The sequence below is a fragment of the Streptomyces sp. NPDC023527 genome (genome assembly GCF_055560115.1).
The window spans coordinates 95,239-117,304 of the sequence record NZ_JBVHJJ010000011.1 but is presented as its reverse complement, the minus strand read 5'-3'; the positions used below and the strand labels follow the sequence as shown (position 1 = coordinate 117,304).

16 protein-coding genes and 1 pseudogene are annotated in these 22,066 nt (G+C 68.8%); 11 read left to right on the top strand and 6 right to left on the bottom strand.

What is annotated here, in order from left to right; genetic code table 11:
* Window positions 1–20 precede the first annotated feature (20 nt).
* Window positions 21–917 (bottom strand): alpha/beta hydrolase, encoded by an 897-nt coding sequence (locus tag ACZ303_RS22240; RefSeq protein ID WP_467341589.1) that lies wholly within the window; start codon window positions 915–917, stop codon window positions 21–23.
* Between the two features lie 107 nt (window positions 918–1,024).
* Here ACZ303_RS22240 and ACZ303_RS22235 point away from each other — a divergent pair, with 107 nt between their 5' ends.
* Entirely contained in the window at window positions 1,025–2,059 is a 1,035-nt protein-coding gene (locus tag ACZ303_RS22235; protein WP_467341587.1) for a helix-turn-helix domain-containing protein, read from the top strand.
* 154 nt (window positions 2,060–2,213) lie between these two features.
* Here ACZ303_RS22235 and ACZ303_RS22230 read toward each other — a convergent pair whose 3' ends face one another.
* Complete coding sequence (locus ACZ303_RS22230) at window positions 2,214–3,743, bottom strand: helix-turn-helix domain-containing protein (RefSeq protein WP_467341585.1); 1,530 nt, start codon at window positions 3,741–3,743, stop codon at window positions 2,214–2,216.
* 78 nt (window positions 3,744–3,821) lie between these two features.
* Here ACZ303_RS22230 and ACZ303_RS22225 point away from each other — a divergent pair, with 78 nt between their 5' ends.
* From ACZ303_RS22225 to ACZ303_RS22195, 7 genes are all read left to right on the top strand, one after another.
* Window positions 3,822–4,835, top strand: a complete 1,014-nt coding sequence (locus ACZ303_RS22225; RefSeq protein WP_467341583.1) for a DUF1648 domain-containing protein — start codon at window positions 3,822–3,824, stop codon at window positions 4,833–4,835.
* Between the two features lies 1 nt (window position 4,836).
* A complete protein-coding gene (locus ACZ303_RS22220) occupies window positions 4,837–5,214 on the top strand; it encodes a GntR family transcriptional regulator (RefSeq protein ID WP_467341581.1) in 378 nt (125 codons plus the stop codon).
* A gap of 75 nt (window positions 5,215–5,289) precedes the next feature.
* Window positions 5,290–6,180 (top strand): alpha/beta fold hydrolase, encoded by an 891-nt coding sequence (locus tag ACZ303_RS22215; RefSeq protein ID WP_467341579.1) that lies wholly within the window; start codon window positions 5,290–5,292, stop codon window positions 6,178–6,180.
* A 194-nt stretch (window positions 6,181–6,374) separates the two neighbouring features.
* Complete coding sequence (gene acnA / locus ACZ303_RS22210) at window positions 6,375–9,092, top strand: aconitate hydratase AcnA (RefSeq protein WP_467341577.1); 2,718 nt, start codon at window positions 6,375–6,377, stop codon at window positions 9,090–9,092.
* A gap of 197 nt (window positions 9,093–9,289) precedes the next feature.
* Window positions 9,290–9,562, top strand: a complete 273-nt coding sequence (locus ACZ303_RS22205) for a hypothetical protein (protein WP_467341576.1) — start codon at window positions 9,290–9,292, stop codon at window positions 9,560–9,562.
* A 26-nt stretch (window positions 9,563–9,588) separates the two neighbouring features.
* Entirely contained in the window at window positions 9,589–9,927 is a 339-nt protein-coding gene (locus tag ACZ303_RS22200) for a hypothetical protein (protein WP_467341575.1), read from the top strand.
* Between the two features lie 104 nt (window positions 9,928–10,031).
* Window positions 10,032–11,294 (top strand): hypothetical protein, encoded by a 1,263-nt coding sequence (locus tag ACZ303_RS22195; protein ID WP_467341573.1) that lies wholly within the window; start codon window positions 10,032–10,034, stop codon window positions 11,292–11,294.
* Between the two features lie 164 nt (window positions 11,295–11,458).
* Here the strand turns inward: ACZ303_RS22195 and ACZ303_RS22190 are convergent, their stop codons facing one another.
* A complete protein-coding gene (locus tag ACZ303_RS22190) occupies window positions 11,459–12,490 on the bottom strand; it encodes an FG-GAP repeat domain-containing protein (RefSeq protein ID WP_467341571.1) in 1,032 nt (343 codons plus the stop codon).
* Between the two features lie 92 nt (window positions 12,491–12,582).
* Entirely contained in the window at window positions 12,583–16,482 is a 3,900-nt protein-coding gene (locus ACZ303_RS22185; RefSeq protein ID WP_467341569.1) for a GH92 family glycosyl hydrolase, read from the bottom strand.
* A gap of 411 nt (window positions 16,483–16,893) precedes the next feature.
* On the opposite strand from ACZ303_RS22185, the gene ngcE reads away from it, so the two are divergent.
* From ngcE to ACZ303_RS22170, 3 genes are all read left to right on the top strand, one after another.
* Complete coding sequence (gene ngcE / locus ACZ303_RS22180) at window positions 16,894–18,327, top strand: N-acetylglucosamine/diacetylchitobiose ABC transporter substrate-binding protein (RefSeq protein WP_467341567.1); 1,434 nt, start codon at window positions 16,894–16,896, stop codon at window positions 18,325–18,327.
* Between the two features lie 51 nt (window positions 18,328–18,378).
* The gene (locus ACZ303_RS22175) at window positions 18,379–19,296 is read left to right on the top strand and encodes a carbohydrate ABC transporter permease (RefSeq protein ID WP_467341565.1); all 918 of its coding nucleotides are present in this window, start codon (window positions 18,379–18,381) and stop codon (window positions 19,294–19,296) included.
* Between the two features lie 76 nt (window positions 19,297–19,372).
* On the top strand, window positions 19,373–20,266 hold the full coding sequence (locus ACZ303_RS22170; protein WP_467341563.1) for a carbohydrate ABC transporter permease: 894 nt from the start codon (window positions 19,373–19,375) through the stop codon (window positions 20,264–20,266).
* A 27-nt stretch (window positions 20,267–20,293) separates the two neighbouring features.
* Here ACZ303_RS22170 and ACZ303_RS22165 read toward each other — a convergent pair whose 3' ends face one another.
* Window positions 20,294–21,427: an acyltransferase family protein gene (locus ACZ303_RS22165; RefSeq protein ID WP_467341561.1), complete on the bottom strand. Its 1,134-nt coding sequence runs from the start codon at window positions 21,425–21,427 to the stop codon at window positions 20,294–20,296.
* 381 nt (window positions 21,428–21,808) lie between these two features.
* Window positions 21,809–22,066, bottom strand: a pseudogene (locus ACZ303_RS22160) (esterase); the annotation flags it as partial.

Sequence of the window (22,066 nt, the reverse complement as noted above, 5' to 3'; positions counted from 1 at the left end):
TGCCGGTCGGCATTTCCCGCTCACGCAGCCAGGGCACGGCGCAGGGCGGCGCCGAGTTCGGCGTTCTGCCGCTGCGAGACCTCGGCGGACAGGATCGCTTGCGATCCGTGGAAGGTGCCGGGCCACTGGTGGAGCTCGACCGGTACGCCCGCCTGCAGCAGGCGCAGCGCGTATTCGATGCCCTCGTCGCGGTTGGGGCAGAACTCGGCGGTGGCGATGTAGGCCGGTGGCAGGCCGGAGAGATCGGTGGCCCGCGCCGGGGCGGCGTACGGTGTGGCGGGCTGGGAGCCCAGGTAGTGCCGCCAGGCTGCGGCGAGCTTGTCGCGGTTGAACCACGGTGTGTCGGTGAAGTTCCGGGCCGACCACGTCTGCTGCCGGTCGTCCAGGCCCGGCTGGTTGAGCAGTTGGAAGTGGATCGCCGGGCCTTGCTCGTCGCGTGCCCGCAGGGCCACCGCGGCCGCGATGTTCGCGCCGGCGCTGTGTCCTCCGACCGCGATCCGCGCCGGATCGATGCCCAGTTCGTCCGCGTGCTCGGCCGTCCAGGTCAGTACGGCATAGGCGTCGCCGAGGGCGGCCGGGAACCGGTGTTCGGGCGCCAGCCGGTAGCCCACCGAGATCACCGTCGCCCCTGAGAGGCCCGCGATCCGGGCGGCCCAGGGGTGCTCGGTGTCCAGGTCACCGAAGACCCCGCCGCCGCCGTGCAGCCAGACGATGGCGCCCTGCGACCGGTGCGGGCGGTAGACCCGCACCGCCACGTCCGGTTCGGCGGACACCGTGCGGTCCTCGACCACCATGTCCGAGGTGTCCGGTGCCGGCGCCGCGGCGGCACGCTCGGAGAAATTCTTACGCGAGGTGACCGGGTCGTTCATGTCGAGTTGCGGGAGAAACGGGATGAATGCTTCGAGTTCGGGATCCATGACGACCATCCTCACGGTCGTCCCCCCGTGGGTCACCCGCCATCCGTCGCGCATCCCACCGCGATCATGCACCGATCGGCGCAGCCCCGTCCTTCTATCCTTCTGCCATGGAAGCACTGGCCGTTCGGCTGTCGGGACTGGATCCGTACATCGACGGCGCGATGCGCATCGTCGCGTTCTACGACACGCTGATGCGCCGACGGGTGGATCTCCCGGCGCTCGCCCGGGCCTCGGCGGGCCTGGCCGAGTGCATGGCAGGGATTCGGCTCCACGGAACGGGGCGGGTCACCCGCGTCTCGCCCGACGGCAGACAGGCGTCCACCCCGCCGGCACCCGCGTCCACCACGGTGCCGATCACTCTGGACGAGGAGGAGATCGGCGCGGTGTGGCTGGAGCGCCCCGGCCCGCCGAATCCCCTCGACGAAGTGCTCCTCGACCGGCTCGCGATCGCTGCCGCGGCCGTCGCCGAGCAGTACGGCCCGGCCCGCACCACCATGGCCGACCCCGCCCTCGTCGAACTGGCAATCGGCGCCGGCAGCGACGAGGCGGCCAGAGCCCGGGCGCTTCGGCTGCTGGGTTTCGCCGCCGACCTGCCGGTCCGCGTCGTCGCCGTACGGTCTCAGCTCCCGCTCGATCAGCTCGGCGGCCTGTTGTGTCCGGCCGGCCCGGTGAAGGCGGCATCTCTCGCCGACGTGGGCGTCATCCTGGCCACCACCATCGACATGGCCCGGTTTCCGGCGGGTGTACGTGCGGGCGTCGGCGCCGCGGAAAGCCCTGACCGTTCCTGGCGGCAAGCCCGCACCGCCCTCCGCTTCGCCGGCACCCGCGAACCGGTCGTCCGCTACGCCGACCTGGGCGCGCTGGCGCTCCTGGCCGAGATACCCCAGGACGCCTCGCGCGACAACGCGGACGTGGCCAGCATCGCCCGGATCTCTGCCAACCCGGAAGACATGGAGACGCTGGACACCTACTGCGCCACCGGCTCCCTACGCCGGGCCGCCGACCTCCTCCACCTGCACCACAGCAGCGTCGCCCGCCGACTCGAACAGATCGGAAAGTCCTTGGGCATCGAACTCACTGAACCCACCGGGCTGATGCGGGTCAGGCTCGCCCTCACGGCATGGCGGCTACTCGACGACTGAGGAAGACCCGCCCCGTCACCCGAGGCGCCCGCACGCGGAGCCTCCGCCAACTTGAGACGTCATCCCATTGGCGAGTCTGCGGTAGGAAGATGCCCCGGACGACGGCCCCCACACGGCCCACAGCGACCCTGAGGCCACCTGGCCTCGGGCGAACTCAGATGTCGCGGAAGATCTCGATCTGGGCGCCGATCGTGTTGAGCCGCTCCGCGAGGTCCTCGTAACCCCGGTTGATCACATAGACGTTGCGCAGCACCGACGTGCCCTCGGCCGCCATCATCGCCAGCAGGACGACCACGGCGGGCCGCAGGGCCGGCGGGCACATCATCTCGGCGGAGCGCCAGCGCGTCGGGCCCTCGACGAGGACCCGGTGCGGGTCGAGGAGCTTGACGTCGGCGCCGAGGCGGTTGAGGTCGGTGAGGTAGATGGCACGGTTGTCGTAGACCCAGTCGTGGATGAGGGTCTGGCCCTGCGCGGTGGCCGCGATCGCCGCGAAGAAGGGGACGTTGTCGATGTTGAGGCCGGGGAACGGCATCGGGTGGATCTTGTCGATCGGCGCGCGCAGCTTGGAGGGACGCACGGTCAGGTCCAGCAGCCGCGTACGGCCGTTGTCCGCCGGGTACTCGGGGCTGCGCTCGTGGTCGAGGCCCATCTCCTCCAGTACGGCGAGCTCGATCTCCATGAACTCCACCGGGACGCGGCGGATCGTCAGCTCCGACTCCGTGACGACGGCGGCGGCGAGCAGGCTCATGGCCTCGACCGGGTCCTCGGAGGGCGCGTAGTCCACATCGCGGTCGATGGTGGTGACGCCGTGCACGGTAAGGGTCGTGGTGCCAATGCCCTCGACCCTTACACCCAGCTCCTCCAGGAAGAAGCACAGGTCCTGGACCATGTAGTTGGAGCTGGCGTTGCGGATGACGGTGACGCCGTCGTGGCGGGCCGCGGCGAGGAGGGCGTTCTCGGTGACGGTGTCGCCCCGCTCGGTCAGCACAATCGCCCGGGTGGGTGCGACCGAACGGTCGACCTGGGCGTGGTAGGTGCCGTCGGTGGCGGTGACCTCCAGGCCGAAGTGGCGCAGGGCCGTCATGTGCGGCTGCACGGTGCGGGTGCCGAGGTCGCAGCCGCCCGCGTAAGGGATCTTGAACTGATCCATGCGGTGCAGCAGCGGGCCGAGGAACATGATCACGCTGCGCGTGCGGCGGGCCGCCTCGGTGTCCATCGAGGCCAGGTCCAGCTCGGCGGGCGGCACGATCTCCAGGTCGGCGCCGTCGTTGATCCAGCGGGCCTTGACGCCGATGCTGCCGAGCACCTCCAGGATCCGGTAGACCTCCTCGATCCGCGCGACCCGGCGCAGGGTGGTCTTGCCGGCGTTCAGGAGGGTGGCGCACAGCAGCGCCACACAGGCGTTCTTGCTGGTCTTGACGTCGATGGCGCCGGAGAGGCGGCGTCCGCCGACCACCCTGAGATGCATGGGCCCGGCGTAACCCAGGGAGACGATTTCGCTGTCCAGCGCCTCACCGATGCGGGCGATCATATCAAGGCTGATGTTCTGATTTCCGCGCTCGATCCGATTGACGGCGCTCTGGCTGGTTCCGAGTGCGTCCGCGAGCTGCGACTGGGTCCAGCCGCGGTGCTGTCGGGCGTCGCGGATGAGCTTGCCGATACGGGCGAGGTATGCGTCGGTCATGCGTCAGACGGTATCTCAGATATGAGATTCCTTCCCCCTTCGGCATTGTTCTACTACTATGCGAACAACTTGGAGGTCATGGTGAACGTGTCCGCACACCGCGCGACGAACCGGCGCCGCGTCGCCGTCGTCCTGGCGCCCTACCTGCTGTGTTGTGCCGCCTTCCTGACGGTCTTCCTCTTTCTGCGGGACCGGCTGCCGGACCCGGTGGCCACACATTTCGCGACCGAGGGGCGCGCCGACGGGTATACGAGCCTGGGCGCGCTTCCGTACGGCGCGCTCGGGCTCCTCCTGGTGCCGGGCGCCGTCTTCGCGGCCTGCGTCCTCGCGCTGAACGGCGAACGCGCCGGCGCGAAGCCGATCGGCACGCGCCCCGTCATGGCCCTCGCCTACGGCGTCGCGGGCCTCGTCACTTCCCTGCTGATCGGGCTCCTCGTCGGCAACGCCCGTGCCGCGTCCGCCGAGGACGTGCGGCTGCCGGTCGGGGGACTGCTCCCCGCCCTCGCCGTCGCCGCGGCCGCGGCCGGTCTCGGCCTGCTGCTGACGGGCCGGGACGCCCCGCACCCGCCCGCCGAGCCCGCGCCGACCCCCGGTGGTGAGCCGCCCCGCCTGACGCTGGGGCAGGGGGAGAGCGTGGCGTGGACCCGTACGACCGGCTCCCGCGCCCTGGCCCTCACCGGCTCGGCGTCCCTCGCGCTGGGCGCCGTCCTCGCCGTGGCCGTCGGCTGGGTGTGGTCACTGGCCTTCCTGGTCAACGGTCTGATGTTCCTCGCCTTCCGCGCCCTGCGCGTCACCGTCGACCGGCACGGACTGACCGCCGGTCTGCCCTGGCTGCCCCGGCCCCGGATACGGATCCCGCTCGACCGCATCGAGGAGGCGAGCAGCCGCGACATCCGTCCCGTCGCCGACTTCGGCGGCTGGGGCTACCGCGCCCACCCCGGCCGCAGCGGGCTCATCCTGCGCTCCGGTGACGCCCTCGTCGCCCGGCTGGCCACCGGCAGCGAGTTCGCGGTCACCGTCGACGACGCGGCCACCGCGGCCGCGCTGCTCAACGCCCTCGTCGACCGCGACCGCGCCGGCCGGGGGCGCTGAGATGCTGCTCCGCCTCGACCCTGGCTCCCCGCTGCCGCTGGGCGACCAGATCGCCGCCGCGGTGCGCGGCGCCATCGCCGACGGCTCCGTACGCCCCGGCGAACGGCTGCCCGCCGCCCGCGCCCTGGCCGACTCCCTGGCTGTCAACGTCCACACGGTCCTCCGCGGCTACCAGCGCCTGCGCGAGGAGGGGCTGATCGAACTGCGCAGGGGACGCGGGGCCGTGGTCACCGCCGGCGACTCCGCCCCCGGCCGGGCCCGCGTCGTCGAGGGCGTCCGCCGGCTGGTCGCCGAGGCCCGGACGCTCGGGCTCTCCGACGACGAGGTGCTCTCCCTCGTACGTGCCGGGCTCGCCCGGGGGCGGTCCCTACCCGGCTGAAGCCGGCCACCACACCCCTGCGAAGATCCACTTCGGGGCGGTCGCGAGGAGCCGCCGGGAGAAGGGGGTCGAGGCATGGGCGGAAGGCTGGGTTCGTTCACCGACGAACTGGCGAGGGCGCGCTTTCTGGCGGCCTACGACCGCGCCATGGAACGGTGGCCCCGCCCGCGCGAGCAGCGGGACGTCCCCACGCGCTTCGGCACCACCCGGGTGTACGGCCACGGCAGGGCCGACGCCACGCCGGTCGTCCTGCTGCCCGGCGCGAACGCGACCCCGGCCGTCTGGGCGTCCAGTGTCGCCGCGTTCGCCGAGCACCGCCCGGTCCTGGCCGTCGACCGCGTCGGCGAACCGGGCCGCAGCACCCAGACGGCCCCCATCGCCTCCGCGGACGACAGCGCGGACTGGCTGGAGGAGGTCCTGGCCGGGCTGGGCCTGGACCGGGTGCATCTGGTCGGCGCGTCCTACGGCGGCTGGCTGGCGCTCAACCAGGCCGTACGATCCCCCGCCCGGCTCGCGTCGATCACCGCTCTCGACCCGCCGAGCGCCCTGGCCCCGTTGCGGCCCGGCTTCGTCCTCGGCGCCCTGGGCGCCCTCCTGAGCGGCTCCGACGAGGTCCGGCGCCACTTCCTGGCCCGCCTCACCGGCGACACGGGCGAGAGCGGGAGATCCGCCGAGGACCAGACGCGCCTCGCCCTGGCGGCCATGCGCGGCTTCCGCGGCCACCTGGTGCCGCCCCAGCGGGTGCGCGACGACGAACTCCGCTCGATCGCCACGCCCACACTCCTCCTGCTGGGCGAACGAAGCGGCGCCGCCGACCCCCGCCGCTCGATGGCCAGGGCCCGCCGCTTCCTGCCCCACGCCCGCACGGAGATCGTCGCGGGGGCGGGCCACGCCATACCGGCGGCGATGCTCAACCGCCGCGTACCAGGGTTCCTGCGCGACGTGGAGAACGGCGCGCCGAACTGAGTCCGGGCCCGTCGGGGCATGACCGTTCCACGGCGATGTACTAGTGTTATCTCGACATCGAGATATCTGACGAGAGGCGTACCGCTGTCGCGCCAGTAAGGCTTGCCTAACTAAGGCACACCTTAACGGATGGACGCGATCACGTGACGGCAGGATTGCCGCAGTACGCGAATTCATGCATGAAGGAGACTGTCGTGTCGGCGAACAGCTTCGACGCCCGTAGCACGCTGCAGGTGGGCGACGAGTCGTACGAGATCTTCAAGCTGGACAAGGTCGAGGGCTCCGCCCGTCTGCCCTACAGCCTGAAGGTGCTGCTGGAGAACCTGCTCCGCACGGAGGACGGCGCGAACATCACCGCCGACCACATCCGTGCGCTGGGCAACTGGGACTCGCAGGCCCAGCCCAGCCAGGAGATCCAGTTCACGCCGGCCCGCGTGATCATGCAGGACTTCACCGGCGTGCCCTGCGTCGTCGACCTCGCCACCATGCGCGAGGCCGTCAAGGAGCTCGGCGGCGACCCGGCGAAGGTCAACCCGCTCTCCCCGGCCGAGCTGGTCATCGACCACTCCGTCATCGCCGACAAGTTCGGTACGAAGGACGCCTTCGGCCAGAACGTCGAGCTGGAGTACGGCCGCAACAAGGAGCGCTACCAGTTCCTGCGCTGGGGTCAGACCGCCTTCGACGACTTCAAGGTCGTCCCCCCGGGCACCGGCATCGTCCACCAGGTGAACATCGAGCACCTGGCCCGCACGGTCATGGTCCGCAACGGCCAGGCCTACCCCGACACCCTCGTCGGCACCGACTCGCACACCACCATGGTCAACGGCCTCGGCGTGCTGGGCTGGGGCGTCGGCGGCATCGAGGCCGAGGCCGCGATGCTCGGCCAGCCGGTCTCCATGCTCATCCCGCGCGTCGTCGGCTTCAAGCTGACCGGCGAGCTCCCGGCCGGTACCACCGCCACCGACCTGGTCCTCACGATCACCGAGATGCTGCGCAAGCACGGCGTCGTCGGCAAGTTCGTCGAGTTCTACGGCGAGGGCGTCGCCGCCACCTCGCTGGCCAACCGCGCCACCATCGGCAACATGTCGCCGGAGTTCGGCTCCACCGCCGCGATGTTCCCGATCGACGGCGAGACGCTGAAGTACCTCAAGCTCACCGGCCGCTCCGAGCAGCAGGTCGCGCTCGTCGAGGCGTACGCCAAGGAGCAGGGCCTCTGGCTGGACCCGGCCGCCGAGCCCGACTTCTCCGAGAAGCTGGAGCTCGACCTCTCCACGGTCGTCCCCTCCATCGCCGGCCCGAAGCGCCCGCAGGACCGCATCGTCCTGGCGAACGCCGCCGCGCAGTTCGCGCAGGACGTCCGCAACTACGTCGACACCGTCGACGAGGCGGGCATGGAGTCCTTCCCGGCCTCCGACGCCCCGGCCAACACGCCCAACGGCGCCCCGTCGAAGCCGGTCACCGTGACCGCCCCCGACGGCTCGACCTACGAGATCGACCACGGCGCCGTCACCGTCGCCGCGATCACCTCCTGCACCAACACCTCGAACCCCTACGTCATGGTCGCCGCCGCGCTCGTGGCCAAGAAGGCGGTCGAGAAGGGCCTGACCCGCAAGCCGTGGGTCAAGACCACCCTCGCCCCGGGCTCCAAGGTCGTCACCGACTACTTCGACAAGGCGGGCCTGACCCCCTACCTCGACAAGGTCGGCTTCAACCTCGTCGGCTACGGCTGCACCACCTGCATCGGCAACTCCGGCCCGCTGCCGGAGGAGGTCTCCAAGGCCGTCAACGACCACGACCTGGCCGTCACCTCGGTGCTCTCCGGCAACCGCAACTTCGAGGGCCGGATCAACCCCGACGTCAAGATGAACTACCTGGCGTCCCCGCCGCTGGTCGTGGCCTACGCCCTCGCCGGCTCCATGAAGGTGGACATCACCAAGGACGCCCTCGGCATCGACACCGACGGCAACCCGGTCTACCTCAAGGACATCTGGCCGACCGAGGCCGAGGTCAACGACGTCGTGGCCAACGCCATCGGCGAGGACATGTTCAACAAGTCCTACCAGGACGTCTTCGCGGGCGACGCCCAGTGGCAGGCGCTGCCGATCCCGACCGGCAACACCTTCGAGTGGGACACCGAGTCCACCTACGTCCGTAAGCCCCCTTACTTCGAGGGCATGACGATGGAGACCACCCCGGTCTCCGACATCGCCGGTGCCCGCGTGCTGGCCAAGCTGGGCGACTCGGTCACCACCGACCACATCTCCCCGGCCGGTGCCATCAAGGCCGACACCCCGGCCGGCAAGTACCTCACCGAGCACGGTGTCGAGCGTCGTGACTTCAACTCCTACGGCTCCCGCCGTGGCAACCACGAGGTCATGATCCGCGGTACGTTCGCCAACATCCGCCTGCGCAACCAGATCGCGCCGGGCACCGAGGGCGGCTTCACCCGCGACTTCACGAAGGAAGACGCCCCCGTCTCCTTCATCTACGACGCCTCGCGCAACTACATCGAGCAGAACATCCCGCTGGTCGTCCTGGCCGGCAAGGAGTACGGCTCCGGCTCGTCCCGCGACTGGGCTGCCAAGGGCACCGCGCTGCTGGGCGTCAAGGCCGTCATCGCCGAGTCCTACGAGCGCATCCACCGCTCGAACCTCATCGGCATGGGCGTGCTGCCGCTGCAGTACCCCGAGGGCGCCTCGGCCGAGTCCCTGGGCCTGACCGGCGAGGAGACCTTCACCTTCACCGGTGTCACCGAGCTGAACAACGGCACCACGCCGCGCACGGTCAAGGTCACCACCGACACCGGTGTCGAGTTCGACGCGGTCGTCCGCATCGACACCCCCGGTGAGGCGGACTACTACCGCAACGGCGGCATCATGCAGTACGTGCTGCGCAGCCTGATCCGCAAGTAAGCGGTCAGCTCACGCGGTTGAGGGCCGCACCCCGTCTCGTACGGGGTGCGGCCCTCGTGTTTTCCGTGCGCGCGTTCCCCTCTGCACCCTCCCGAGGTACCAGCTCAACTCGACCGGGTGATCAGGGGATTGAAGATGTGTCGGGCATTCTTCTCCGGGTTAGGCTCCCGCCCGGGACGAAGGGGAGGGAGCAAACAGTGGAATCCGCCGTTACCTTCGGGGAGCTCGGCCGGCTTTCCGGTGAGGAGCTTCCTCCGCGGATCGCGCTCTCGAGCGTGCTGCTGTCGGCAGGTTCCGACCAGCCCGTGTATCCGACGCTGGTGAAGTCGGACCACGGGACGACAGTGGCCTACGCCTGTCAATACCGGCAGAACGCGGGCAGTCCTCCCTTGTTCGTTCTCCTGGGACTGGCTTCCAGCGACCCCGGTTACAGCACCACGTGTATTCCTGCGGCCATCTCCGGCCGCTGACCGCCTTTTCGAGAAGAGGTACGGAAATGGAAAACGCCATCAGCTTCGAGGAACTCGACAACGTCATGGGCGAGGTGCTGCCCGAGCGCACTGTCATGGGCGTCATCGCCGCCCCGCTCGGCTTCGGCGACCCCGGCGACGGTGGCGCTGGTGCCGGTGCCGGCAGCTCCAGCAGCAGCTCCGCGACGAGCTCGGGCGGCGGCGTGTTCGCCCCGGCCCCGAGCGACCACGGCACCACGGCCCTGTCCGCCTGCCAGGCCGTGGACCGCCAGGGGACGCCGGGCCTGCTCGGCTCGCTCGGCCTGCCGTCGACGAACCCGACCACCAGCATGACCTGTATGCCTTCGGCGATCTCGAGCCACTGATCGCGTAGCGCTCGCCGTACGCGCTCGGGGGAGGGCCGGCAGCCTCCGGTCCTTCCCCGTCCCTTCGCAGGCCGTCCGCCCGCCACCTTCACGGAGAGCGCCCAATGTCACTGTCGGAGCCCACACTGGTGGCCGGCATGGAACTGGTCGGCGAGTTCGAGGACTCCGGCTACCGCGAGCCGCCTCACCTGGTCTGCCGTCCCGACGGCCAGATCGTCCGGCTCCCGCCCCTGCTCTACCAGGTCGTCCGGGCGCTGAACGCCCTGCCCGGCGGGGAACCGGCCATGGAGCGGGTGGCCGAGCGACTCAGCCGTGAGACGGGCCGAGGATTCACCGCGGAACACGTCGCGTTCCTCATCGACAAGAAGCTCGCCCCGCTCGGACTCACGACGTACAGCGACGGCTCACCGCCACCCCCCACGCCCAAGAAGGACCCGTTCCTAGCCTTCCGCTTCCGGCTGGCCGTGCTGCCGGAGCGGGCCACATGGCTGCTCTCCGGCCTCTTCGCCTGGTTGTTCCGGCCGCTGTGGGTGGTCCTCGCCCTGGGGGCGTTCGTGGGCGGCGAGGTGTGGCTGTGGATGTCGCAGGACACCGGCGCCGCGCTGCGGGAAGTGCTCTCGTCCCCGGGCAGCGTACTGCTCGTCGTCCTGCTGGCCATCGTCTCCTGCGTGTTCCACGAGATGGGCCACGGCGCGGCGTGCCGCTACGGAGGCGTGCGCCCCGGCGAGATGGGGTGCGGCATCTATCTGGTGTGGCCCGCCTTCTACACCGACATCACCAATTCGTACCGGCTGGGCCGCGCGGGCCGCATCCGGGCCGACCTAGGTGGCGTCTACTTCAACGCGCTCTTCGTCCTGGGCCTGCTCGCCCTGTACGGGGTGACCGGCAGCCCACTCCTGCTGGTGGCGATCTTCTCCGTCCACCTGGAAATGTTCCAGCAGCTTCTTCCCACGCTGCGGTTCGACGGCTACTACATCATCGCCGACCTGGTCGGCATTCCCGACCTCTTCAAATACATCGCGCCCATCCTCAGGCGGGTCGTGCTCCGGCGCCCACAGGACGACCGGCTCCGGGCGCTCAAGAGCCGGCCGCAGATCGTCGTCGCGGTGTGGGTCATGTTCCTCGTACCGGCGCTGACACTTCAGCTGGGCATGGTGCTCGTCAATCTGCCGCAGCTGCTGCGGGCGGACTGGCGGACGATCGACCTGCTGGTGCGGAACGCTGGGGCCTCCGGCTACCCGGTCCTCGGCATGGTGTCGGCGTTCCTCCAGGTCGTGCTGCTCACGCTTCCTCTCGCCGGGCTGACGCTCGCGCTGGCACGGCCCGTGCGGTCACTTTTCCGCCTGGCCTTCCGCCGCCGCGCCTGACAGCGCGGATCGAGGACGCCCACGGCGGGGGCGGGAAGCGCGGGCGGGACCGTCGGGCGAGCGCCCGCGCGAGGCACACATGGCCTTACGCGGGCGCCGCGGGTCCTCCGCGCGTCGCTGTACGGGCAGGTGTCCCCGGGCGGGTCCACCTGCCCGAGGCGGCGTCAGAACAGCAGGCGGAACTGGTTCCAGCCCGAGTTGCCGATCTTGACCTTGTAGTCGTACGGCTGGGACGCGTTGCCCGTGCCGCGGTAGAGCCACAGGGCGCCGTCGTTGTCGCGGGCCACGAGGTCGGCGCGGCCGTCCATGTCGACGTCACCGGTGCCGACCAGCTGGTTGAACTGGTTCCAGCCGCCGCCGATGCGCTGCTTGGTCTCGAACGGCTTGGTGTAGTCGCCGGTGCCCTTGTAGAGCCACAGCACGCCGTCCTTGTCGCGGGCGACGATGTCGGTCCTGCCGTCACCGGTCAGGTCGCCGCGGCCGGCGATCTGGGTGAACTGGCCCCAGCCCGGTCCGACCTTCTTACGGCCCGTCAGGGTGCCGTCGGGGTAGGCCAGGTAGAGCCACAGGACACCCTCGCGGTCACGGACCAGGATGTCGGACTCGCTGCCGCCGCCCAGGTTGCCCGGGGACATGAACTGGTCGTACTGACCCCAGTCGTCCGCGACGACGTTCGCGCCGTCCGCGGTGGCGTACACGATGTTCTGCGCGGCGTCACGGACGTAGAGGCTCTCGGAGACGCCGTCGCGGTTGTGGTCGACCCGCGCCGCGGCGTTGATCTTGTTCCAGCCGTTGGTGACGTACTCGCGGGGCGTGATGCCGCCCTTGCCGTCGGGCCAGTAGAAGTACAGCTCGTCGGAGTTGACGGCGCTCAGCGGGAAGAACGGCGCCTCGGCGGTCGGGGCGTCGGCCTTGACGCCCTTGCGCGGGGCCGCCAGGCGCGGGGCGGCCTTGGGGGCCTGCGCGCCGGACTTCGGGTAGTCACCGGACTTGGCCTCGCCGCGCAGTGCCTCGGAGCGGTGCTTGGCGGAGGTGTCGGCGGACAGCTTGGCCGCCCGCTCGGCCGCGGCGGAGGCGGACGAGGGGCTGTCGGCCAGGGCCTGACCGGCGGTGACGCCGACCAGGGCGGTGGCTATGGCCGCCGTCGCGAGACGGCGCAGGGCGCGTCCGCGCGTGCGGCCGGGAAGGTGAGCCACGTGGGTCTCCCATGAAATCAAGAGTGAAAAGTGGCGCGCCCGGTCGGGCGCGCCACTGGATCCCCTAGATCGTTTCACAATTTCTTTACGTGTCAATCACTTTGTGCCGATCTCGGCCCCAATAGTTCGATCTCGGCGAGTGTGCTCCGACCGCTCGCCGATTCCAGCCGGTAGTGGCGGTACGCGCCGGGGGAGCGGACCGCGAAGACCCGGGTCTGCCGGTCCCAGGCGAAGGACTCGCCCGCGCGCCGGTCGACCTCCTTCCAGCTCACGCCGTCCGCCGAGCCCTTGAGGACCCAGCCGCCGGGGGCCTGGGCCCGCTCGGCCGACGTGAGCGTGTAGGAGGACACCTTGACGCCCGAGGGCACCTCCAGCGGAGCCGCGGTGAAGGAGTCGCCCGTGGCCGAGGTGTCGTCGGTCAGCGGCGATCCACCGGGCCTCGTCACATCGCCGTCCGGCGTGGGTGCCTTGGCACCCCCGGTGAGGGACGTGGGGCCGGCGTCCGCGCCGCTGCCCCAGGTGGACGGGCGGGGACCCATGGTGAACTCCAGCGTGCCGCCGTTCGCCAGCGCGGAGTGCGGCAGCGCCGTGGAGGTCCACTTCTTGCCGTTGACCCGCAGCCCCTGCACGTACACATTGCGGGCGCTGTTGCGCGGCGCCTTCACCACCAGGTCGCGGCCGTTCTCCAGGTGGACGGTGGCCTCGGTGAACAGCGGCGACCCGATCGCGTACTCCCCGCTGCCCATCACCAGGGGATAGAAGCCCAGCGCGCTGAAGAGGTACCAGGCCGACATCTCGCCGTTGTCCTCGTCGCCCGGATAGCCCTGGCCGATCTCGCTGCCGAGGTAGAGCCGGGACATCACCTCGCGGACCTTCGCCTGTGTCTTCCAGGGCTGCCCGGTCGCGTCGTACATGTACGCGATGTGGTGCGAGACCTGGTTGCTGTGCCCGTACATGCCCATGCGCACGTCACGGGCCTCGGTCATCTCGTGGATGGTGCCGCCGTACGAACCGGCGAACTCCGGCGCGCCCGTCTCGGGGGTGCTGAAGAACGTGTCGAGCTTCTTGGCCAGGCCGGCCCGGCCGCCGTAGAGGTTCGCCAGGCCCCGGGTGTCCTGCGGGGCGTGGAAGGCGAAGTTCCAGCCGTTGGTCTCGGTGTAGTCGTGACCCCAGACGCGCGGGTCGTACTGCTGGGGCGGCAGCCGCCAGGCGCCGTCGGTGTCCTTGCCCTGGAAGAAGCCGATCCGCTGGTCGAAGAGCTTGACGTAGTTACGGGCGCGGTTCAGGAAGTAGTCGGCCTCCTCCTGATAGCGCGCCTTGTGCGTCTTGGCGTACAGGGCCTTGGCCATCCGCGCGATGCCGAAGTCGTTGAGATAGCCCTCCAGCGCCCATGACATGCCCTCGCGCGTCCTGGTGCTCGTATAGCCCTGGAAGACAGCGGTCTCCATGCCCTTGCGGCCGACACCCGGGTTGGTGGGTGCCACGGTGGCGTTCTTCAGCGCGGCCTCGTACGCGGTCTCGGCGTCGAAGTCCACGCCCTTGGCGTACGCGTCGGCGAAGGCGACGTCCGAGCTGGTGCCGGTCATCAGGTCGGCGTAGCCGGGGGAGGACCAGCGGGAGATCCAGCCGCCGTCCTTGTACTGCTGGACGAAGCCGTCGACGAGCTTTCCGGTGCTCTTGGGGGAGAGCAGGGAATAGGCCGGCCAGGTGGTGCGGTAGGTGTCCCAGAAGCCGTTGTTGACGTAGACCTCGCCGTCGACGATCTTCGCGCCGGTACGGGTCGGCGTGGACTCGCCCACGGGCGGCGAGAAGGGGCTGGCGTAGCGGTGCAGCGGACGGCCCGCGGTGCCGGTGTTCTCGAACCCGGAGTTGGGATACAGGTAGAGGCGGTAGAGGCCGGAGTAGAGCGTGGTGAGCTGGTCCCGGGTGGCGCCCTTGACCTCGACGCGGCCGAGGACGGTGTCCCAGGCGGCGCGGGCGCGGTCGCGGACGCGGTCGAAGGAGGTGCCGTCGGGGATCTCCTGCGCGAGATTGGCCTTCGCCTGCTCGACGCCGATGAGCGAGGTCGCGATGCGCAGTGTGACCGTACGGTCCCGGCCGGCGTCGAAGCGCAGATAGCCGGTGACGCTGTCCTCCCCGCCCCCGGCGTCGCCCTTGAGCTTGCCGCTGGCGGTGACCGGGGCGTCGAAGATCCCGTAGACGAACAGCCGGCCGGCGCCGATGGACAGGCCGCTCCGGACGTCGGACCAGCCCGTGAAGGTGCGGTGCTCGGGGTCGATTCTCAGACCGCCCTGGTTCCTGACATTGTCAAGAATGACGTTGGAATTGCCACCCGGAAAGGTGAATCGCATCATCGCGGCGTGGTCGCTGGGGACGATTTCCGTCTTGAGGCCGTTGTCGAAGGTGACGCCGTAATAGTGCGGCTTCGCGGTCTCGTTGGTGTGGTGGAAGGGGAGGGCACGGGCGGTGCGTCCGGCGGCGGGGGTGCCGCTCGCGACGGAGGGCATGACCTGGAAGGTCTGCCGGTCGCCCATCCAGGGGCTCGGCTCATGGCTGGCGCTGAACGCCTGGAGGGTGGGGAGATTGTCCGCGTTGTTGGCGGCGGCGTATTGGTACAGCCAGTCCGTCGAGGCCGCCTTGGTCACGGGGGTCCAGAAATTGAAGCCATGGGGGACGGCGGTGGCGGGAAAGGTGTTGCCGCGCGAGAAGAGCGAGCTGGAATGCGTGCCGCGCGTGGTGACGGCGTAGTCCGCCAGATGCGCCGGCGTGCTCTCCGCGGGCGCGGGCGCGAGGGAGATGTCGTCGACCCAGCCGCGGAAGCGCGCCGGGCCGGACGGGGCGTCGTAGGCGACGAGTACGCGGTCGACGGTCCTGCCCGCGGCGACCGCGCCGATGCGGGACTCCTTGTTGTTCCACTGATTGGCGTAGAGGGTCTTGGACTCGGCCTGGCCCTGCGGGGTGAGCGGCGCGCCGTGCTGGTCGACGGCCTTGAGCCGGCTCAGCGAGGTGCCGTCGGTGAAGAGGAGGTCCACGGCCACCCGGGTGGCGGGGTAGCGCGTGTCCGGCTCGGGCATCGACGGGAAGATCTTGTAGGACAGCTGGGTCCTGCTGGTGACCTTGACATTCACATCAAAAATCTTGTTGTACGAATAAGCGTGGCCGGTGGCCTGATGGACGCCTCCGTAGCGCAGGGCGTGGGTGCCGGTGAAGCCCGCGTGGGCCTTGGCCGCGGGGGAGCCGGTGGGGCCGCGGTCGACATGGGTGCGCATGTCGGAGGGCGGGGGAGCGCCGGTGTCGGCCGTCGCCAGCTGCACCTCGGCCAGCTGGGTGATGTCCTCGCCACCGTTGCGGGCTATGTCCAGCCGGTAGTGGCGATAGGGGGTGGCGCCGGTGAAGGAGAACTCCCGTGTCTGGAGGCGCTTCTCGAAGGTCTGGTCCTCGCGGCTGTCCAGGGCCGTCCAGCTCCGGCCGTCCGCGGAGCCCCGGAGTGTCCAGTCGCGGGGGTCCCGGCCGGGGGCGTCATTGGCGGACGTCAGCGCGTACCGCACGACCTCGACCGGCTCGGAGAGCTCGAATTCCAGCCAGGCGGTCTTCTCGAAGTCGAGCCATTTGGTCGTGGGCTCGCCGTCGATCAGATTCTCCTTGCCCTCGTTCGAGCCCGCGTTCTCGCCGCTCGCCCGGACGGCGAGCACCCGGTCGGAGACATTGCCGGGGATGCCGCGGACGTCCTGGCCGTCGACGCCGGCCGATCGCTTGCGGCCGGAGGGGTCGGTGTCGACGGTGTTGCGCCAATCGGGCTGCGGCTGCCCTGCTTCGAAGGAGGAGGAGAAGTGCTCGGCGGGGGCCTTGGCCCGGGCGGTCGCGGTGGTCACCGCGGAAGACCCCTGCGCCATCTGAGTGACCGTCACCAAGAGGGCGGCCGTGAGGACCGCCAGGGAGCGGGTGAGGTGACGCCGGCGGTGTCGGGGCCCTTGTCGCTGTCTCTGCCGCATCCCAAGCCTCTCAACGAAACTGACAACGTTGTCACCTGCGTCGCGCAAAGATAAGTAGGGCGTGAGACGCCAGTGGTGTCAAGGGTCCCGATATTGGTGTCGCCGTGCGGACGCCGTAGGTCGGGGAGGTCTCAACTCGGGAAAGACTGGCGGTCAATGACGCTCTCGATCTTGCCCAGTTGGTGAGGAGTGGACTATACCTGTCGGCGTCCGGGGCAACCGTAGGTCGCCGCGGCGGATCCGGGGGGAGGGCGGCGGTTCGATGCGCCGTCGCGGACGTCACCGATCCCGGCGCACACCCAGCACACCAAGCTTCAACTGACCCGCGGTGTCGGGCCCTTCGTCGATGGCCAGTTCGCAAGGGGAAGTCCGTCACACCGCCTGAGTCCTGGAGAAGGCGAGGACTTGAGCATGGGATCCACATCGGAATTCAGCCGGCGCGACCTGATCAAGCGAGCCGCGGCGATCGGTCTGATCGCGGTACCGACGATGAGTGTGCTGAGCGCCTGCGCCAGCGGTGACAGTGACAGCGACAACAAGGTCGACAAGGGCGAGAAGAGCGCCAAGAACCCCTTGGCCGTCAATGAGTCGGCGCCCCTCGACATCGTCATCTTCGACGGTGGATTCGGCCAGCAGTACGCCAAGGACGCCGAGGCCGAATACAAGTCGGCGTATCCCAAGGCACAGGTCAGGCACGCCGCCACGCAGGAGATCCAGACCCAGCTCCAGCCCCGCTTCAACGGCGGCACGCCGCCCGACCTGATCGACAACTCCGGTGCCAAGCAAATGGACATGGGCACGCTCGTCGGCAAGAAGCAGCTGACCGACCTCAACGCCCTGCTCGACGCGCCCTCCATCGACGACCCGGGCAAGAAGGTCCGCGACACCTTGCGGCCGGGCGTCGTGGAGATGGGCCGCTTCGACGGCGAGGAGACGTGGATCCTCTACTACGCCTACACCGTCTACGGCGTCTGGTATTCGCGCACCAATCTGGAGAAGCTCGACGCGCAATACCCGCAGACCTGGGACGAGATGCTCGCGCTCTGCGAGAAGGCGAAGAAGAAGGGCATCGCCGGCTGGACCTACCCGGGGAAGTATCCGTACTACCTGCCGTTCAGCCTCTACCCCTTCATCGCCAAGATCGGGGGCAAGGAGGTCCTGGACAGAATCGACAACCTGGAGCCGAACGCCTGGAAGGACCCGGCCGTCAAGGCCGCATTCGAGGCGTACTACGAGCTCTACAAGAAGGGTTACATCCTGCGGGGCACCCCAGGGCTGACGCACATCGAGTCGCAGACCGCCTGGAACCAGGGAAAGGCGCTCTTCATTCCCAATGGCTCATGGGTGGAGAACGAGTCGAAGAAGACGACGCCCGCGGACTTCAAGATGGCGGTCAGCGCCCCGTCCAGCCTCGACGCCAAGACCGACAAGCTGCCCTTCGGCACCATCTGGGCCTCCGGCGGCGAGCCCTTCATCGTGCCCAAGGCGGCCAAGAACCCCCAGGGCGGCATGGAGTTGCTCCGCATCATGCTGGGCAAGAAGTCCTCGCAGAACTTCATCAAGCAGGTCTCCTCGCTCACCTCGCTCAACGGCGGCACCGAGGGCCTGACCCTGCCGCCGGGTCTTGCCTCCTCGCAGGAGGCGCTCACCAAGGCCGGTGAGAACGTCGTCAATCCGCGCATCCAGGACTGGTACGTCGCCCTGCAGAAGGAGAAGATCGGCGTCGCCGCGCTGGGGGAGATGATGGCCGGCCGGATGACCCCGGACGAGGCGATCACAAAGATCCAGAGGTTCGCCGACCAGGCCCGCGAGGACAGCTCGATCAAGAAGTACAAGCACAAGTGAACCCGCGTCACCAGCGGCGTCACCCGTGGCGGCAGATCGAGGTCGGTGGAAATGCAGCACGGTAAGTACCGGTTCATCGTGGGGTTCCTGGTCCTGCCCCTGGCGCTCTACGGCATCTTCGTCATCTCGCCCTTCGTCCAGGCCATCTATTACTCCTTCACCGACTGGACCGGACTGAGCCCCGACTTCTCGATGGTCGGGTTCGACAACTACCGGAAGATGCTTGAGGACGACGTCTTCTGGAAGTCCCTGGGCCACAACGTCCTCCTGCTGCTCGTCCTGCCGCTGGTGACACTGGGACTCGGCCTGTTCTTCGCCTTCATGCTCAACGTCGGGGGCCGCCGCCGGAAGAACGCGGCGGTCGCCGGCGTACGCGGCTCGGGGCTGTACAAGGTCGTCTATTTCTTCCCGCAGGTCCTGTCCATCGCCATCGTCGCGCTGCTCTTCCAGTTCGCCTACAACCCCAACAGCGGCGCCCTGAACTCCTTCCTCGACGCGATCGGCCTGGATTCCGTACGACCCGACTGGCTCGGCGATCCCCAGCTCGCCCTCTGGTGCGTGATGGCGGTGATGGTGTGGAGCAACGTCGGTTTCTACGTCGTGCTGTTCTCCGCCGGCATGAGCTCGATTCCCCGGGACTTCTACGAGGCGGCGCTGCTCGACGGCGCCAACCGCGTCCAGACCTTCTTCCGGATCACCCTGCCGCTGCTGTGGGACACCGTTCAGACCGGCTGGGTCTACATGGGCATCATGGCGCTCGACGGTTTCGCCGTCGTCCAGATCATGACCGTGGGCCCCGGCGGGCCGGACTACTCCACCGAGGTGCTCTCGTACTTCCTCTACACCAAGGCGTTCCGCGACGGACAGGCCGGCTACGCCACCACGCTCGGGGTCGCGCTGCTCATCGTCACCATGATCTTCGCGGGCGTCGTGATGAAGCTCGGCCGGCGCGAACGCCTGGAGTTCTGATGCCCGGGGCCCTCCGTAGCGCGTGCTCGCGCACCACCTTGCCCGACACCTTCCCGACCGACCTGGGGGTAGCACCGTGACCGCGCAGGAAGAGCTCTCGGACCTCCCGGCCGTCGACTCGCCCAAGGGGCGGCTGGGCAGTGAGGGCGGGGTCCTCAACGTCTTCTCGCACGGCGTGCTGATCCTGTGGGGGCTGATGGTGACCCTGCCACTGCTGTGGGCGGTGATGAGCTCCTTCAAGGACGACAAGGAGATCTTCACCTCGCCCTGGTCGCCGCCGTCGAGCCTGCACGCGGAGAACTGGTCGCGCGCGTGGTCCCAGGCCCACATGAGCGAGTACTTCCTCAACTCCGTGATCGTGGTGGCCGGTTCGCTCTTCGGGACGATGCTGCTGGGGTCCATGGCGGCCTATGTGCTCGCCCGCTTCGAATTCCCCGGCAACCGTTTCATCTATTTCCTCTTCGTGGGCGGGATGAGCTTCCCGGTCATCCTCGCGCTGGTCCCGCTGTTCTTCGTCATGAAGAACATGCAGCTGCTGGACACCTACCACGGCCTGATCCTGGTCTACATCGCCTATTCGCTGCCCTTCACCATCTTCTTCCTGAGCGGCTTCTTCCGAACGCTGCCGTCCTCGGTCGCCGAGGCCGCCATCATCGACGGCGCCTCGCACACCCGGACCTTCTTCCAGGTCATGCTGCCGATGGCCAAGCCGGGCCTGATCAGCGTGGGCATCTTCAATTTCCTGGGCCAGTGGAACCAGTACCTGCTGCCGGCGGTCCTGAACGTCGGCGACGAGGACAAGAAACTCCTGCCCCAGGGCCTTGTAGCCCTCGCCGTCAGCCAGGGCTACAAGGGCGACTGGTCGGGCCTCTTCGCGGGCCTGGTCATCGCGATGCTCCCGGTACTGGCGGCGTACATCGTCTTCCAGCGGCAGGTCCAGGCGGGGCTTACGGCGGGGGCGCTGAAGTAGCGCCGCCGCCCGTCACCACCTCTGTGGTCAGGTCGTGACCGGTAGGGACTTCTTCCGGCTACGGGTCAGCAGCTTCACGCCGGGCTTCTCCACGTACTCGTGCACGAGCACCGCCCCGAGGAAGGACACCGCCAAGAACAGGCCCAGGTGCAGGGCCAAGGGAATCTTGAGGTGGTGGGTGTTCAGGAAGTGGTCGATGCTGAAGATGACGATCTCGTGCACCAGGTAGAAGGCGAAGGAGACCTCACCCAGGTACACGTTGATCCGATTCCTGAAAGGGGAAGGCTCTGCTCGGACGTCGGCGCGCGCGGCCGCGGCGATGGTGAGGGTGTACGGGATGACGGTGTCGGCGGCCCAGTGGAAGTCGAAGGGCATCACGTGGGTCGGGCCGAGAACGACCAGGACGGCCAGGGCGAGGCTGGCGGTCAGACCGGGACCGCGCCAGGCGCCGTTCTTCACCAGCAGCGCGACGGCGATACCGATGACGAATTCCATCAGCCGCGTGGGCGGGAAGACGTAGAGCAGGAACTTCGGATCCAGGTCGAAGGCCCGCTCGACGGACTTCATGTACAGCGGGGCCAGGACGACGAGCAGGTTACCCACGATGACCGTCGCCCACAGGCCACGGTCGGAGAACCGCCGGACGAGCTTTATCACCAGTGGGAACGACAGATAGAACAGGAACTCGCAGCTCAGCGACCACGAGACACCGTTGTAGTTGAACCACCAGTCCTTGCGGTCGGGTATCCAGGACTGGGTCAGGCTCAGGTTCGCCAGGGCGATGCGAAGGTCGAGGGACTTGCCCATCCAGACCATCGTCACCACGGCGACGCAGAAGGTCACCAGATGGCTCGGGTAGATACGGGCGAAGCGGCGCCGCCAGAATCCGGTGACGGTGTCGCGGGGGCGGGCCGACCAGGCGAGCACGAATCCGGAGAGGATGAAGAAGAAGGACACCGCCGAGGGGCCGGCGTAGACGATTTCCTTCAGCCTGAAGACGTGCAGGGAGGTGCCGGAGGATGCCTCCTCGTAGGCGAAGTGAAAGCAGGCGACGAGCAGCGCCGCGTACCACCGCAAGCCTGTCAGCGAGTCCAGACGCACCCTTGAGGTGGCGGGTTTGCCGGACGGCTTGGCGGTGGGGGTGGGGGTTATCAGACTCACTGTCGGCTATCCCAGGTGACGAGCAGGCGAAATCCTGTGGCGTCGGTTGCGTCGCAGGGCCTTACGAGAGCGTGGCGCGGGCCCTGAAGGTGCGATCTCCAGGGCCCGCAGAAACGCCTGTGTCCCGGTCGGCATGCGTGGCCGGAGCACAGGCTGTACAGCGTGTTGGCCGAGTCCGCCTAAAACGGGCGGCGGCAGTGGAACGAATGAGCATGAAGCGCTCATCTTATACGGTGAGTGGTCACTGCACGAGAAGTTCCGGTCACAGCTTTTGCTGCGAGCTCGTATGGGCTCATGCATGGTTCGAGCTCATGCGACCAGTCGCTGCCATCTCTGCGTGGCGCAGATCACTGACTCTCTGTCGCAATCCAGAGGGGCTTCCTAGGTCCGGACCTTGTTCCCGGGTTCGCCGACGCCGGTGGCGAAGACGCCCTGTTCGGTCCAGCCGCCGCTGTTGATCCACGCATTGATGCCGCCGTCGTCGTGGAGGATGAGGTAGTCGGCTTTTCCGTCGGCGTTGATGTCGGCGAAGCGGACTTTGTCTCCGGGTTCGCCGACGCCGGTGGCGAAGGTGCCTTGTTCGGTCCAGCCGCCGTGGCCTGTGCCGCCGTTGTTGATCCAGGCGTTGACGACGCCGTT